Raw genomic sequence first — 14,090 nt, 5'->3', positions numbered from 1 at the left:
ATGGCGAAGTTCCCGTCGAAGGAGTGGGTGGACGAAGCGGTCCGCCTCACCAATGAGGATCCCGAGTGCGCCATGGCCGGCAAGGGCTGGAAGGGCGACTTCGGGGCGGTGGTGGAAGCCGAGCCCGGCAAGCTGGCGAAGGCTTTCGTGGTGCACGTCGTCCCCGGTGACTGCCGCATCGAGAAGGCGCGCGTCCTGGCGGATCCAGACGACCTGGACGAGCTGGAGCCGGTGTACCTGGCCCGCGCGCCCTACAGCGTCTGGAAGCAGCTCCTCAAAGGGACGCTGGACCCGGTGGAGGCGGTGCTCAAGCGCCGCATCTCCATGAAGGGCGACCTGCAGCCGCTGATCGAACGCATGAAGTACAAGGGCATCGCCGACCGCGTCTTCGCGCAGCTGCAGACGCAGTTCATCGACGAGCCCTGAGCGAGAGACCCCATGGGAATCAAGGACGACCTGAAGAAGCAGGCCCTCAATGTGTCGGGCAAGGCCATGGAGAAGCTCATGGCCGACGACCGTCGCGCGATGGCCATTGCCAACGCCATTGGGAAAGCCCAGCGCGGCAAGCAGGCGCTCGACCGGGGGCAGGAGGAGCTGATGAAGGCGCTGAACTTCGCGCCCCGCAGCGAGTTCAAGGCCCTGGGCAAGCAGCTGTCCGGCCTCAAGCGCCGGCTGCGCGAGCTCGATGAGAAGCTCGGCGCGCTGTAGTCGAAAATGCGTTGACACCTGAGCGGGCGAATGGCATCTACACCCGCGTTCGCCGCTGGCAACACCGGCGGCGGGCAGCAGAAAGCAGAAGGGCGTATAGCTCAGCGGTAGAGCACTGCCTTCACACGGCAGGGGTCGCAGGTTCAAACCCTGCTGCGCCCACTCAAGAAAGGCCGTGAGTCCGAATCGGGACTCACGGCCTTTCTGCTTTGCGGGCTCCGCATTCACCGTCGCGCCAGACGCAAGAAAGCCCACCCCGCATGCTGCGCGGAGTGGGCTTGGAATCGCGGCGTGAGGCCGCGGTGCGGCTCAGACCTTGGGCGCGTCGGCGTCGCTGGTGGGCGCGTGCCGGGACTTGATTAGCGACGCGACGATGCTCGCGCCCAGCAGGCCGGCGATGACCGACAGGGACACCTCGGGCGGCATCTTCACGAAGTCGATGATCGCCATCTTCGTACCGACGAAGACGAGCACCGCGGAGAGGCCCACCTTCAGGTAGCTGAACTTCTCCACCGCGCCGGCCAGCATGAAGAACATGGAGCGCAGGCCGAGGATGGCGAAGATGTTGGACGTGAAGACGATGAAGGGGTCCGTCGTCACGGCGAAGATGGCGGGGATGGAGTCGAGCGCGAAGAGGATGTCCGACGCCTCCACCAGCAGGAGCGCCATCAGCAGCGGCGTGGCCAGCTTGCGGCCGTTCTCCACGGTGAAGAAGTGGTGCCCGTCGAAGTTGGGCGTCGAGGGGATGGTCCGCCGGGCAAGACGCATCAGCGCGCCTTCCTCCGGGTTGTCCTCCTTGTTGCGCTGGAGGAAGAGCTTCACGCCCGTGATGATGAGGAAGCCGCCGAAGACGTAGATGAGCCAGTGGAAGCGGGCCAGCATCGCCACGCCCGCGAAAATCATGATGGCTCGCAGCGCCAGCGCGCTGAGGATGCCCCAGAAGAGGACTCGGTGCTGGTACAGCGCGGGGATTCGCAGCGCCGAGAAGATGACGACGAAGACGAAGATGTTGTCGACGGAGAGCGACTTCTCGATGAGGTAGCCGGTGATGAACTGGAGGCCGGGCTCAGGCCCGAACTTCCACCAGACACCCGCGCCGAAGACGAGCGCCAGGCTGACCCACAACGCGCTCCAGCCCAGGGCCTCCTTGAACTTCACCACGTGGGCTTTGCGGTGGAAGACGCCGAGATCGAGCGCCAGCATCGCGATGACGAAGGCGATAAAGCCGGCCCACAGGCCCGGGCTGCCGACGCTTGGGAAGGTTTCCATATGGGGGCGTCAGATAGGAGTCATCCGAGCCTTCCACAAATAGGAATTCCAGCTGCACTCCATCTGAAAAACCGAAGGACCCGGGCAAAATGCGTCCGTGCTCCCTCTGTGGCCTGGTGGGCATACGGGCAGTCAAAAACATCCCAGATGTTTGGGAAGTGGTTTTGAAGGCGACGGGTTTGGAACCGTCCCGGTTGGAAAAATCAAACACGGGGCTATGAGACCAGCCAGGCGTCACCGTCCCTGAGGCAGCTACCCCACCCGACGGAAGGACGCGTCGAGCCAACTCCAGGCGATAGGCGCCTGGGGACTCGTCACCCTCATGCCTCAAGCAGTAAGGACGCTATTTTGACTCGGAATCGTTTTCTGTCCTCGACGTGTGGTGCGCTCTTCGCTCTGGCCGCCATCACGGGCTGCGGGAATGAAGCTGGTAACGAGGATTCCAACGCGCCAGGGCGGACCGAGACCCCTGGCCAGTCTCCGCAGGTGCCTGCTCCCTCTCCGTCCGAGCAGACGCCCGGTGGCCAGACTCCCGGCACCCCGGAGCCTGGGGATTCTGACACTTCGCCGGATGAGCCTGTCGCCACCACGCCGCCCGACGAGCCCTCGACCCATCCCGAGAACCCGTCGACCGAGCCCGAGCAGCCTGTCGCGTCGGGCGCGGACAAGTTCGGCGTGACGATGATCCACCCGTCCGCCGCCGGCGGTGAGCAGTGGTTCCTGGCCGACGACGCGATGTCCGACAGCCGCTTCGACCCGCAGGACGACCTCACGCGCAACTCGGACGGCTCCTGGAATCTCAAGAGCGACAAGGTGCGCATGAACGTCTTCACGTCCACCGGCTACAAGCCGAAAGAGATCGCCACGTATGACCGTGACGTGCTCGCCAGCCGTGGCTACATGCAGTCGCCAAACGACTGGAAGAACATCGAGATGACGGGCTTCGTGAAGCTCAACTCCGCGTCCGATGAGTCCGACAACTTCGACATGTATGCGCGTGGCGGGAAGCACAACGACGACCACGAGGGCTGTGAGGGCAGCAGCTACAAGGGCGCGCTGCACTTCAATGGCCAGGCTCGTTTCCAGAAGGAGGCGTGGCACGTCTCCTACGAGCAGGCGCCGTACAAGAAGGTGACGGAGCCGCTGACGGGCCGCTGGGTGGGCTTCAAGACGGTGATGCGGAACACGCAGGTCAACGGCAAGGAGGCCGTGCACCTGGAGATGTACCTCAACGAGAACGCCGACAAGGTCTCCTGGGAGAAGGTCTACGACTTCGTGGACGCCGGTGATTGGGGTGGTGACGCCGAGCACTGCGGCGGCGCGGATGGCGCGATTCCGCTCACGTGGGGCGGCCCCATCGCCACGTTCCGTTGGGACAGCACCGACGACGTGGACTTCAAGTGGCTGTCCGTGCGCGAAATCGCGCCGGAGCAGTGAGCCGCTGATTCCTGGCGCGTCCGCTGAACGGGGCGCGCCTGAACACGGAAGTCCGCGGTCACACGAGGGCGTGGGGGACCCGACGAGGTCCTCCGCGCCCTTCGTGCGTCCATGGACGGGAAGGTCCACCTCCCGGGCGGGTGGCGAGTGCGGCTTCGGCCTCCCCACCTTGCGGGCGTCGACGCGCCAGCCAGCCGCCGGCAGCCCTGTTTTGCCGGGGCTCGGCGCTCAGGCCGGCCCACTGGCTGTCAGAGAGGAAGACTTCCCATGCACATTACTTTCCTGGGCCACGCCGGGTTCGTCGTGGAGACGGCGGGGGCCATTGTCGTCATGGACCCGTGGCTGTCGTCCCGCGGGGCATTCGACTCGGCGTGGATGCAGCTGCCGTGCAACCACCACCTGGCGCCGCGCGTGCGGGAGAAGCTGGAGACGCCCGGCAAGGCGCGCTACCTCTACGTCAGTCACGAGCACAAGGACCACTTCGACCCGGAGTTCCTGGCCACCCTCCGCCAGAGGGACTTCACGGTGCTGGTGCCGCGCTTCCACCGCTCCGAACTGCAGGACGTGTTCGCCAGGTATGGCTGCAAGCAGGTCATCGCCTGCGAGGACGGCCACGAGGTCCCCATCAAGGGCGGCTACGTGAAGCTGTTCGTGTCGGAGCAGGGGACCAACCGTGACTCCGCGGTGATGGTGCGCGGTGACGGGCAGTGCTTCCTCAACATCAACGACTGCAAGCTCCATGACCGGATGGGGCGCATCGTCGCGGAGGAGGGGCCCATCGACGTGTTCTCCGCGCAGTTCTCCGGGGCCATCTGGCACCCCACCTGCTACGAGTACCCGGCGGAGACCTATGCGGCCATCTCGCTGAAGAAGCGGGAGAGCAAGTTCGAGGCGGTGGCGCGCACGCTCGAGGTGATTCAGCCGCGGGCGTACATCGCGGCGGCCGGGCCCGCGGCCTTCCTGGACCCGGCGCAGTTCCACCTCAATTTCGAGAAGGTGAACATCTTCCCGAACGCGACGCAGCTCTTCGCTTTTCTGCGGCAGCGTCTGCCCCAGGGGAAGACGCGCTACCTGGAGCCGATGCCCGGGGACGTGCTGGACGCGAAGTCGCTGGAGTTCGTCTCGCAGGTGGCCGAGCGCGTGACGCCGGAGAACATGAAGGCGTACTTGCACGCCTACGCGAAGCGGCAGGAGTCTGTGTTCCGCGAGCGGCGGCGAAACCTGCTCGTCGCGGAGGTGGCGGAGATTCACGAGCGGCTGCGCGTGGAACTCCAGCGCAAGCTGGACCTCCTCGACCTGCACGAGCGCGTGGGCATGCCGCTCTACGTGGAGCTGACGGAGCTTCCGGACCGGCTCTTGCGCGTGGACTTCAAGTCGCGCCGTGTCCACGTGGTGGCGGACATCCAGGAAGAGGTTCGCTACACGCTGAAGACGAGCGCGGCCGACGTGGGGCGCGTGTTGGACCGCAAGCTCACGTGGGAGGACTTCCTGCTGTCGTTCCGCCTGCGCCTGAGTCGCAACCCGGACGTGTACGAGCCGGTGCTGCACGGCTTCCTGGGTGTGGAGATCGAGGACATGCGCGAGTTCTGCGACGGCATCCGCTCCACCGAGTCCCAGCGGGAGCGAACGGTGGTGGAGGCCGGTGGACGGCGCTTCTCCATCCAGCGCTTCTGCCCCCACCAGGGCGCCGACCTGTCCGAGGGCTGGGTAGAGGAGGGGCGCTACCTGGTGTGCCCGCGCCACCGTTGGCAGTTCGACCTGGACGCCGGGGGCGTGTGCACGCAGAACACGTCCACGCTCTGCGCGGAGCTGCTGCCCGAGCGTGAGCAGGAGAAGCCCCAGACGCCGGCGACGGACCCGCAGCCTCAGTTGTAGTGCCGTGTTCCCTGGGCGCCGCGCGGTTGCCGTGGCGCTCAGGGGGCGACGCAAGCGCGGAGGGCCCGCACTTCAGGGCGGCGGCGTGGAGAGCTGAAGACTCAGCCGAACGTTGTCCGAGCGCAGGCCCACCGGGGCATCCGGCGCGAGCGCCTCTTCGGGCACCTCGCCCGTCCACGCGAGCGTGTCGTCCGCCCAGACGCGGAGGACCTTGCCGTCGAACTGGGCCCGCAGCGTGTGAGGTTCCCCTGTCGAGGGCGCTTCGAGCCGGACGTGCTGCTCGGGGTGCAGGAGGGTGTAGCCCCGGTTTCCGCACTCGCGGCTGGTGTGCTGCCCCGGGTTGCGCTTGAAATTGACGACGATGCCCGGCTTGGGTGCCAGCCGCCACATCGCGTACAGCACGTTGCAGGCATCCACCGCGAAGAGCTTGAGGCCCACCTGCTGGCGCTGCTCCCCCGAAGCCAGGGCCACCTGGCGCTCAGTGGGGCCTAGAAGGGTGAAGCGCAGCGCCACGTCGCTCGTCGTGCTTTCAGGAACGATGGCGCGCATGCGCGGCCCGTCGACGAGGAGCTGCTCGCCGGGTCCGGGCTCCAGGCTTCCTTCAGTAACCTTCAGTCGGGACAATGGGACGCGCGTCAGCATGGGCCAGCCTTTCTTCCGGGGAGCCCCTGGGCGTCGCGGCTCACCCCGTTCGTTCGGAGCGAGCCGTGGCGCCACATCGCCATTCCAGCCCTCATTCGCTGGACTGGAGTCGGCGCCCAGCAGCGAGGCCAGGACGCCGCAGCCCACGAGCAGCCGGCGCGGTGTCACGGCGACCGGGCCCCCAGGAAGGACTGAAGCGATTCCACATGGGCACGCAAATAGGCCTGCTCCGCGCGCAGGCGGGTGAGTTCCATCATCAGGTAGCCGCGGAATCGGCGAATCTCCCGCGTCTGGAGCGCGTCCATGGACTGCAGCTGCGCTTCCAGGTCCGACACCAGGGTGCTCACCTCACGCAACCGGCCCTCCTCGGTGCGGTGGACGGTGCGCAGCTCGGCGACCAGCTCGTTGACCCGCTGGGGCACGCCCGACACATCATCGAGCGTCGCGCGACGGCGGCCCTCCCTCGCCCGTGCGTTGGCCGAGCCCAGCCACAGATGGCCCAGATTGTAGGACAGCGTGAGCTGCCCGAAGAGGGGCAGGTCCTGGTCGACGTCGATGAGCTTGTCGTACCCACCGCGCACGCTGACGCGCCAGGCGCGCGAGCTGCGCAGCGCACCGTGATACGCCTCGAGCTGGTCATCCGCGGCTCGCAGCTCGTTCAGCACACTTTCCAGCCGCTGACCTTCTTGAACCCGAGGCCGTGCCGCCAGCCGCTCGCGAGCAATCTGGGTGTTGCTCGAGAGCTGACGCAGCCCATCCAGCCGGACCTGCACCGCGTTCAGCTCCTCCAGCGTCACCAGGCCTTGCTTCATGTCGTTGCGAAGCGACGTGAGCAGCGCCTCGGCGTGGGGCAGCGCCTCCTCCAGAACGCGAGCTCGAGCCTCCAGCGCGGCCTGTTCGCCCAGGCCGCTCCCCTGGCGGATGGCGGACTCCAGCACCACCATCGCCCGTTGACGGCGGCAGTCCGCCTCCGCACGCTTGTGGATGGCTCGACCGCGGTAGATGCCCACGAGGTCGTACATCAACCCCGCCGTCACACGCGGGGTGGGCTCACCCAACGGCGTGGTACCGGCGCCACTGCTGGCTTCGCCCGCGTTGACCACGCCGAAGGCCCCGAACAGCTCGGGCGCCAGTTCGAGCGCGGCCTCCGCGCTGCCCACGCCGCGGACGAAGTCGCAGTAACCGGCGGCCCGGTCCTCGCGGGACGGTGACGTGAGTTCTCCCGCGGGAGGAGGCGCCGGCTGGGCCAGCGCCAGGCGCGCGGCAAGTGACAGCAATGCGCCACAAGTGACGGTCATCCGCATGGTCGAGTGTCTCCGGCTCCGAGGCCGTCTCCAGTCAAAGGGTGGTGGGATTCACAGCAGCAGCGGCGGCCGGCCCAGGTGGAGCAGGTCTTCCCGGGCGGAAGGCGCGTCCGTCAGTTGGACCTCCACCATGACGCCGCGGAGCATGTACTGGCGGATGGGGTGCTTGAGGGACACCTCGCCCTCGAGCACGCGCCCGATGACGCCCACCTCATGGCACCAGAGGACCTTGGCCGCGCACGAGTACAGCGGCGTGCCCTGCTCGGCGTTCGGGATGTTCTCGTACGGGACGAATGCGACGGTGAGGTCCCTCTCGATAGCCTTGAGGTACGGGGACGCACGCAGCGACGCAATCAGCGTGTCGTAGCGCAGGGCCACCTCGTCCAGGGCGGCCAGGTCCGTCTGGAGGCTCTTCAGCGTCGCCTCCGCGCGGGCCTGCTCCAGGACGGAGTGCGTGTACTCGCGCTCCAGCAGCAGCACGTCGGACGTCATGCCCTGGGGCGTCTCGTTCTTGCCCATCCCGGATTGCACCGCCGAGAGGCCGGCAATCTCCCGCTGGAGCGAATCCAGCCGCGTCTCCAGGTCCGCCGAGGACTGCGCCAGTGCCAGGTTGCTCTGCGCCAGCTGCGCCAGGTGGTGGTTGATGGTGAGCTTCTCCTCCTGCTCCATCATGCGCGCGTCGTACAGCGCGTCGGTGCGCGTGCGCGCCAGTCCGGCGAAGGCACGGTTGGACTGGAGAATCTCCGCCCGGGCGCTGCTGTACTCCCGGCGCAGCAACGCCAGCCGCCGTGCCACCCGGTCCCTGGCGTCGCGCTCGCCGCGCAGGGCGACGAGGAAGCGCTGCTGGAACGCGCGCTCCGCGGCGACGGTGCGCTCGGCGTCGGAGATGCGGTTCTCCACCGAACGCCGGTCCGACAACACGTGGTCGCGCGCGGACGTCTGCGCGGCCACCTGCGTATTGAGCGTGAGAATCTGCGGGTCCGTAGGCGAGATGACCGTGGGGGTCACCCAGCTGCGGCTCACCAGGAAGAAGCCCTGGACGGACAGGAAGGACACCAGCCCGAGCATGATGAGCGCGAGCAGCAGGGAACCGATGAACTTGTAGGCCGATACGGCGATGCTGTTGACGCGATTGGCGACGCGTTGGTTCATGGCGTAGTGCCCTCACCAGCATGGGTGGGAGGAAAGCGGCCCCCGGAGTCGACCGGGGACGTCTCGGGAGCGGTGTTGGCGCTGCCCCGTGTCTCCCAGCTCCCCGAGTCCAGCGTCAGCAGCGCCAGCGGTGTGAAGAGCGCGTACGTCACCGGCATCAGCAGGGCCATGGGCAGGAAGCTGGCGCCGTGGACGCGTCGGTCCGCGGGAAGGTGCCGTGTTTCGATGCGATAGATGACCCCCAGCAATCCGATGACCAGGAAGTGGAAGGCGAGGATGTCCCAGAACTCGCCGGTCAGGACGTTGTGCACGATGACCAGCGGGTAGGAGAGGAGCAGCGCGAGCTGCGACACGTAGTGGACCGCCACGACCGGGTGGAGCCGCCAGGCGTGTGACAGGCCGCCCAGCAGGTCCACCAGGTTGGAGCGGCGCCACCGGAGCTGCTGGGAGAAGTACCCGGCCAGCGTCGACGGCGCGGCGGTGAAGCAAAAGGCGTCCAGCGTGTAGACCGTCTCGTAGTCGTGCTTGACGATCTGCCGCGTGAGGAACCGGTCCTCGCCGTACTTGATGGGGATGCCCGCGATGGCGCGCGCCTCGAGGATGGGCTCCAGCTCCAGCAGCACGTGGCGGCGGTACGCGGTGAGGCAGCCCGACAGGCACATCACCTGGCGGAAGCTGCGCTCCAGGTCCTTGAGCCACTCCTGGGCGAAGTGGAACTTGATTTCAATCATCCGCGTCATCCAGTTCTGATGACGGTTCGTCACGTAGGTTCGGCCGCCCACCGCGGCGATGCGCGGGCTGACGAAGCGGCGCACCAGTTGGCGGACGGCGGCCTTGTCGACGATGACGTCCGAGTCCACCGACACGATGATTTCCGCGTCCGTGGCGGCCTTCACCGCGCGGTTGATGCCCTTGCGCTTGCCCATGTTCTCCGGGTTGCGCATGACGATGACGTTGGGATTTCCCTCCGCCGCCTTCAGCGCCCAGGCGTAGCTGTCATCCTTGGAGCAGTCATCCACCACCACGATTTGCAGCAGGTGGCTGGGATAGTCCTGCTCCAGGAGACTGCGAACGCCGTGGTAGATGCCTTCGCCTTCGTTGAACAGCGGGATGACGATGGCGACTCGCGGCAGGTAGGTGTCGTCGACTCTGTCGAACTTCCGCCCCTTCAGGCGCCGTAGCAATGGCCCGAGGACATAGCGGTTCATCAGAACCACCATGAAAAGTAACTGAATTGGAAAGAGCTCCATCCGTCCCCGCCCCCCATCACGCCACGAGCAGCCCTTGTCGCTGCCCCTGCAACCGTCACGACCCTCAAGATGGGCGAGCGAAAGGTTGGCGGGGACGACGGCGTGTGCCAACTGCCTCGGGGTCAGAGATAGTGGCCATCAGTGGCCATGCCACGCAGAAGCACGCAGGAGCGAACAGGTGGCGGTGGTAGAAAGGGGGCATGCCGACAGACTTCCAGCCCCTCGCGCTGCGTCCGGATGAGGTCCATGTATGGATTGTCGAGCCCGAGCGCATCGACGACCGGCGCCTCCTGGATGCCTACTGGGCGCTGCTGGACGCGAAGGAGCGCGACAAGCAGCAGCGCTTCCGCTTCGAGCGGCACCAGCGCCAGTACCTGGTGAGCCATGCGCTGGTGCGGCTGACGCTGTCGCGCTACGCGCCGGTGGCGCCGGAGGCCTGGGCCTTCGACACCAACACGTACGGCCGGCCGGTGGTGCGGGGGGAGTGGGGCCCGAAGCTGCGCTTCAACCTGTCCCATACCGACGGCATGGCGCTGGTGGCGGTGGGCTGGGACGCGGAGCTGGGCGCGGACGTGGAGGACGCGCAGCGGAAGGGGGAGACGGTGGAGATCGCCGACCACTACTTCGCCGCCTCGGAAGTGGCGGCGCTGAAGGCCCTGCCGGCGGAGCGGCACCGGGAGCGCTTCTTCGAGTACTGGACGCTGAAGGAGTCCTACATCAAGGCGCGCGGCGCGGGGCTGTCACTGCCGCTGGACCAGTTCGCCTTCCACCTGGAGCCGGGACAGGCGCCGCGCATCTCCTTCGACCCGCGGATGCAAGACGTGCCGGAGGCGTGGCAGTTCGTTCAGCTGCGCCCGTCGGAGCGGCACCAGGCGGCAGTGGCGGTGAACCGGCCCCGTGGGCAGCCGCTGTCGGTGCGTTGGCAGTTCACGGTGCCGCTGGCCGGGGACACGCCGCCCCGGTTCCAGGCGGCGTAGACGGCGGGCTCAGGGCGCGCGGCCCATCCACCGGTTCAGGTCCTCGCTGATGTGCGCGAGGAGGGCGTCCCGCTGCGACTTGATGAAGAAGTGGCCGCCGGGGAAGAGGCGGACGCGGACGTCCTCGCTCCGCGTCTCGTCGCGCCAGCGCTCCAGGTTCGCGGTGGGGACGTGCTTGTCCTCGGGCGAGCCGACGACGGAGATGGGGACCTCCAGCTTCGCGGGCTGGGGGCCGTCCTCCGTGAAGGCGATGCCGAAGTCGGCGCGCAGCATGGGCAGCACCAGCTCCAGCAGCTCGCGGTGCTGGAAGATCTCCTCGGGCGTGCCGTCATAGCGCCGCAGTTGCGCGATGAACTCCGGTTCGGGCAGATGGTGGATGGGCTCGCGGGTGTTGACGGACGGCGGCCCGGCGGCCCCCAGGAACAGGCCCACGGGGCGCGGGCCATTGCGAGCCTGGAGGCGCCTGGCGAGCTCCAGGGAGATGCGAGCGCCCATGCTGTAGCCGAAGAAGGCGAAGGGCCGGTCCAGCAGCGGCGCGATGGCGGGCAGCAGCGCGTCCACCAGGGCAGGCAGGCTGCCAATGGGCTTCTCGGACAGGCGGCGTTCGCGCCCGGGAAGCTGGACGGGGCACAGCTCCACACCCGCCGGCAGGCCCTGGCTCCACTGGTTGTAGATGGCCACGCTGCCACCGGCGTACGGCAGACAGAACAGCCGCAGCCGTGGGTCCGTCAACGGCTTCCGGGTGGGGAACCAGCGGTCGGGGGCATGAGGGCTCGAGTTGGACGCGCTTTGCATGACGTGAAGGCTCTGTCGCATGGCCACGGAAAACGGGTCAAGTCCCGGAGGCCGCGTGGCGTGTTAGCGTTTCGGGGACGCGCAGGGGCGTCGTTCTGGAGTCACAATGGGGCGTTCCGCGGGCTTCATACTCTGGCTGACAGGTCTGTCAGGTGCGGGCAAGAGCACCTTGTCCCGTGCACTGCGTGCGCACCTGGCCTCGTCGATGCCCGTGGAGGTGCTGGACGGGGATGAGGTGCGCACCTGGCTGTCCCGCGGGCTGGGCTTCACCCGCGAGGACCGCGAGGAGAACGTGCGCCGCATCGGTCATGTGGCCCGGCTGCTGGCGAAGCACGGGGTGGGCGTCATCGCCGCGGCCATTTCGCCCTATGCGAGCTCGCGCGCCGAGGTGCGCCGGCTGGCCGAGGAAGCGGGCATCCCCTTCGTGGAAATCTATGTCCAGGCGCCTCTGGACGTGCTCATCGCCCGGGACGTGAAGGGGCTCTACAAGAAGGCGCTGGCCGGCGAGCTGGCGCACTTCACCGGCGTGTCGGACCCCTATGAGGCGCCTGACGCGCCCGACGTCACCGTCCACTCGGATGTGGACACCGTGGAGGCGGGCCTGTGGCGCGTCTTGGAGACGCTGCGAAAGCGGGGCCTGCTCGACGCCGCCGCGGCGGCGTGAAGCGCGTCCCCGAGGTGGCGGAACGTCCGCGCACCTCGGGGGAACGGAGGCGCGGACTCAAGCGAGGATGCGCTCCATCTTCACGTAGGGGCGCTCGGCCTGGATGCCCTTCGTGCGGCAGTGCTCCAGGAACTTGTTCGACTCGACAATCTGCGGGGCCTTGTCGTCGTAGACGAGGATCATCACGTGGCGCAGCCACGGCTCCTGGCCCATGGCGTAGACGTAGACCTCCTTGGGCGACAGGTAGTTGGTGATTTCGATGGCGCGGGCGCTGTCGGAGCCGTTGAGCCGGCGGGCCTGGTCCATCTTCCGGGGCAGGGGATTGCACAGCAGCGGGCCGTACATCCAGCTCATCGGGCCGCCTTCGCACTCCATGCCGAGGAACAGCACGTCGATGGTGCCGACGATGTCGCGCAGGTGCTGGTACATGCGCGGCTCGATGGCGTTGGAGTCCGCGGCCATCAGCATGGACTTGCCGCCCAGGCGCACCAGGTGCGCTGTCTTGGCCTGGATGGCCAGGTCGCTGTGCTCGCCCAAGAAGGGCAGGCCGGTGATGGAGCCGCCCGGCACGGGAATCTCCTGGAGGTCGTCAATCTCCACCACGTTCTTGAAGCCGTTGTGGTGGAGCATCAGCCGCAGCGACGGGTCCGCAAGCGAGTTGCCGTTGTTGCGCGGGACGATGATGCAGCCCACCCGGTGCCGCAGCTGGATGAGCGTCTCCATCATCAGGTGGTCGGCGTGGCCGTGCGTGAGGACCACGTAGTCGATGCGCTCGGGCAGGTCGGAGTGGGTGAAGCGGGGGAGGTCCGTGGGGAACTCGTAGCTGATGACGGGGTCGGTGAGGATGCTGACGTCCTTCGTCTCCAGCAGCACGCAGGCGTGGCCGAAGTAGCGCACGCGCACGCCCTCACCGGTGTAGCGCTCCGTGCGGCGGGGCTCGACGTCGGTGAAGAGCGCGGCGAAGGCGTCCGCGGCGGAGGCGGGCACGCCGAGCATCTCCGCGACCTGTCCGGGGGAGCCCGGCGTGTGGCGCATGCGGAAGAGGGCGTCCAGGCCTTCGTGCTTGTAGGGGACGCGCAGCCACAGGGGCGTGTCCTCCTCCAGGCGGGGCGTGCTGAAGATGTAGGGCCGCCAGTCGCCGTCCACCTGCATGAGCGTCACGCTCTGCGAGGACTCCTTGTGGAAGGGGCTGCGGTACAGGAGCGGCTCGATGTACCGCGCGCTGGCGCGGTTGCTCAGGTCGTACGTGAGCTCCACGTAGCCGCGGAGGATGTCGGGCACCTTGGCGTAGAGGCCCTCCAGGGAGCCGCCGTTGTTGGGCGCCATGAGCTGCTCCAGCTCGGCCACCGCCTTGGTGTACGCGAGCATGTTGGCCTGCTCCTTCTGCGTCCGCTCCAGGAGCTCCTTCACGCGCGAGGCCTTCGCCGCCGGGTGGTTGATGAACGGGCCGCCCATCAGCATCGGGTTCTTCAGGGCCGCCACGTGCACGTCCGGGTTCGCCACGAAGGACTGCATCAGCTTCTGGTGCAGGTTCGTCACGAACAGCGGGGCCGTCGCCGGAGACAGCAGGTACCACCACGCGTACCATTGATTGTAGAGCGGCTCGATGGCGACGTTCGGCTTGAGGTACATGGGGCGGTCCAGCATGGCGGTCTCCTCCGAGCGAGGTCCGGAAAACGTCGGGTAATTGGCAAACGTGGAGCCCGTAGATACACGGATTCGAAGGGTGATGCACGGGGCCAACACGGCGCATCTTTTGCGCTAGCTCAACCGTGCGAGCATTCGGGCGTATCCCTTTCATCGTGCAACCCGAGCGAGGAGCGTCCCATGAAGGCAGCTTGGAATGTTGTGCTGTCCCTGGTGGTGGGAGTGGCCGTGGGCTGTGGCGTTGGCGCCATGGATTCGGAGGGCGCGCAGGATGAGGCGCTCGCCACGTCGGAAGCCTCGCTCGCGATCTGTGGAGACGGTGTCTGCGAAATCGGCGAACGGCTGAGTTGTCCCCTGGATTGCCCACGTG

Annotated in this window: 13 protein-coding genes and 1 tRNA gene; 7 read left to right on the top strand and 7 right to left on the bottom strand. The window is 67.4% G+C overall.

The window, feature by feature from the left end; all coding sequences use genetic code 11:
- The 3 genes from FMQ63_RS12075 (at position 1) to FMQ63_RS12065 (ending at position 870) form a co-directional block, all read left to right on the top strand.
- Positions 1-426 (top strand): hypothetical protein, encoded by a 426-nt coding sequence (locus FMQ63_RS12075; RefSeq protein ID WP_011553507.1) that lies wholly within the window; start codon positions 1-3, stop codon positions 424-426.
- Positions 427-438: 12 nt separating this feature from the next.
- On the top strand, positions 439-708 hold the full coding sequence (locus tag FMQ63_RS12070; RefSeq protein ID WP_011553508.1) for a hypothetical protein: 270 nt from the start codon (positions 439-441) through the stop codon (positions 706-708).
- A 90-nt stretch (positions 709-798) separates the two neighbouring features.
- Positions 799-870, top strand: a tRNA-Val gene (locus FMQ63_RS12065).
- 147 nt (positions 871-1,017) lie between these two features.
- Here FMQ63_RS12065 and FMQ63_RS12060 read toward each other — a convergent pair.
- Positions 1,018-1,977, bottom strand: a complete 960-nt coding sequence (locus tag FMQ63_RS12060) for a TerC family protein (protein ID WP_011553509.1) — start codon at positions 1,975-1,977, stop codon at positions 1,018-1,020.
- Positions 1,978-2,325: 348 nt separating this feature from the next.
- Here FMQ63_RS12060 and FMQ63_RS12055 point away from each other — a divergent pair, with 348 nt between their 5' ends.
- Together FMQ63_RS12055 and FMQ63_RS12050 are read left to right on the top strand one after the other, a co-directional pair.
- Positions 2,326-3,414, top strand: coding sequence for a carbohydrate-binding protein (locus tag FMQ63_RS12055; RefSeq protein ID WP_011553510.1), 1,089 nt, complete (start codon positions 2,326-2,328; stop codon positions 3,412-3,414).
- A gap of 267 nt (positions 3,415-3,681) precedes the next feature.
- Positions 3,682-5,289, top strand: a complete 1,608-nt coding sequence (locus tag FMQ63_RS12050; RefSeq protein ID WP_011553511.1) for a Rieske 2Fe-2S domain-containing protein — start codon at positions 3,682-3,684, stop codon at positions 5,287-5,289.
- A 72-nt stretch (positions 5,290-5,361) separates the two neighbouring features.
- Here FMQ63_RS12050 and FMQ63_RS12045 read toward each other — a convergent pair whose 3' ends face one another.
- The 4 genes from FMQ63_RS12045 to FMQ63_RS12030 form a co-directional block, all read right to left on the bottom strand.
- Complete coding sequence (locus FMQ63_RS12045) at positions 5,362-5,931, bottom strand: hypothetical protein (RefSeq protein WP_225909256.1); 570 nt, start codon at positions 5,929-5,931, stop codon at positions 5,362-5,364.
- A 164-nt stretch (positions 5,932-6,095) separates the two neighbouring features.
- Positions 6,096-7,235 carry a hypothetical protein gene (locus FMQ63_RS12040; RefSeq protein ID WP_011553513.1) on the bottom strand — a complete coding sequence of 380 codons (1,140 nt, stop codon included), beginning with the start codon at positions 7,233-7,235 and terminating at the stop codon, positions 6,096-6,098.
- Between the two features lie 51 nt (positions 7,236-7,286).
- Positions 7,287-8,387 carry a hypothetical protein gene (locus FMQ63_RS12035; RefSeq protein ID WP_011553514.1) on the bottom strand — a complete coding sequence of 367 codons (1,101 nt, stop codon included), beginning with the start codon at positions 8,385-8,387 and terminating at the stop codon, positions 7,287-7,289.
- Positions 8,384-9,637 carry a glycosyltransferase family 2 protein gene (locus FMQ63_RS12030; protein WP_011553515.1) on the bottom strand — a complete coding sequence of 418 codons (1,254 nt, stop codon included), beginning with the start codon at positions 9,635-9,637 and terminating at the stop codon, positions 8,384-8,386. The genes FMQ63_RS12035 and FMQ63_RS12030 overlap by 4 nt, the downstream gene beginning before the upstream one ends.
- A 200-nt stretch (positions 9,638-9,837) precedes the next feature.
- On the opposite strand from FMQ63_RS12030, the gene FMQ63_RS12025 reads away from it, so the two are divergent.
- The gene (locus FMQ63_RS12025; RefSeq protein WP_011553516.1) at positions 9,838-10,614 is read left to right on the top strand and encodes a 4'-phosphopantetheinyl transferase superfamily protein; all 777 of its coding nucleotides are present in this window, start codon (positions 9,838-9,840) and stop codon (positions 10,612-10,614) included.
- 9 nt (positions 10,615-10,623) lie between these two features.
- Here the strand turns inward: FMQ63_RS12025 and FMQ63_RS12020 are convergent, their stop codons facing one another.
- On the bottom strand, positions 10,624-11,409 hold the full coding sequence (locus FMQ63_RS12020; protein WP_216608500.1) for a thioesterase II family protein: 786 nt from the start codon (positions 11,407-11,409) through the stop codon (positions 10,624-10,626).
- A 106-nt stretch (positions 11,410-11,515) separates the two neighbouring features.
- On the opposite strand from FMQ63_RS12020, the gene cysC reads away from it, so the two are divergent.
- Complete coding sequence (gene cysC / locus FMQ63_RS12015) at positions 11,516-12,073, top strand: adenylyl-sulfate kinase (RefSeq protein WP_011553518.1); 558 nt, start codon at positions 11,516-11,518, stop codon at positions 12,071-12,073.
- Between the two features lie 57 nt (positions 12,074-12,130).
- On the opposite strand, the gene FMQ63_RS12010 is transcribed toward cysC, so the two are convergent.
- The gene (locus tag FMQ63_RS12010; protein WP_011553519.1) at positions 12,131-13,720 is read right to left on the bottom strand and encodes an MBL fold metallo-hydrolase; all 1,590 of its coding nucleotides are present in this window, start codon (positions 13,718-13,720) and stop codon (positions 12,131-12,133) included.
- Positions 13,721-14,090 lie beyond the last annotated feature (370 nt).

The sequence above is a fragment of the Myxococcus sp. CA005 genome (assembly GCF_006518205.1).
GTDB lineage: Bacteria > Myxococcota > Myxococcia > Myxococcales > Myxococcaceae > Myxococcus > Myxococcus xanthus.
This window is presented reverse-complemented; position numbering and strand designations above follow the sequence as displayed.

Bases quoted from the DNA above. Each gene is read 5' to 3' on its own strand.
- FMQ63_RS12075 (WP_011553507.1), top strand. From the start codon at position 1: ATGGCGAAGTTCCCGTCGAAGGAGTGGGTGGACGAAGCGGTCCGCCTC.
- FMQ63_RS12070 (WP_011553508.1), top strand. From the start codon at position 439: ATGGGAATCAAGGACGACCTGAAGAAGCAGGCCCTCAATGTGTCGGGC.
- FMQ63_RS12060 (WP_011553509.1), bottom strand. From the start codon at position 1,977: ATGGAAACCTTCCCAAGCGTCGGCAGCCCGGGCCTGTGGGCCGGCTTT.
- FMQ63_RS12050 (WP_011553511.1), top strand. From the start codon at position 3,682: ATGCACATTACTTTCCTGGGCCACGCCGGGTTCGTCGTGGAGACGGCG.
- FMQ63_RS12045 (WP_225909256.1), bottom strand. From the start codon at position 5,931: ATGCTGACGCGCGTCCCATTGTCCCGACTGAAGGTTACTGAAGGAAGC.
- FMQ63_RS12040 (WP_011553513.1), bottom strand. From the start codon at position 7,235: ATGCGGATGACCGTCACTTGTGGCGCATTGCTGTCACTTGCCGCGCGC.
- FMQ63_RS12035 (WP_011553514.1), bottom strand. From the start codon at position 8,387: ATGAACCAACGCGTCGCCAATCGCGTCAACAGCATCGCCGTATCGGCC.
- FMQ63_RS12030 (WP_011553515.1), bottom strand. From the start codon at position 9,637: ATGGAGCTCTTTCCAATTCAGTTACTTTTCATGGTGGTTCTGATGAAC.
- FMQ63_RS12025 (WP_011553516.1), top strand. From the start codon at position 9,838: ATGCCGACAGACTTCCAGCCCCTCGCGCTGCGTCCGGATGAGGTCCAT.
- FMQ63_RS12020 (WP_216608500.1), bottom strand. From the start codon at position 11,409: ATGCAAAGCGCGTCCAACTCGAGCCCTCATGCCCCCGACCGCTGGTTC.
- cysC (WP_011553518.1), top strand. From the start codon at position 11,516: ATGGGGCGTTCCGCGGGCTTCATACTCTGGCTGACAGGTCTGTCAGGT.
- FMQ63_RS12010 (WP_011553519.1), bottom strand. From the start codon at position 13,720: ATGCTGGACCGCCCCATGTACCTCAAGCCGAACGTCGCCATCGAGCCG.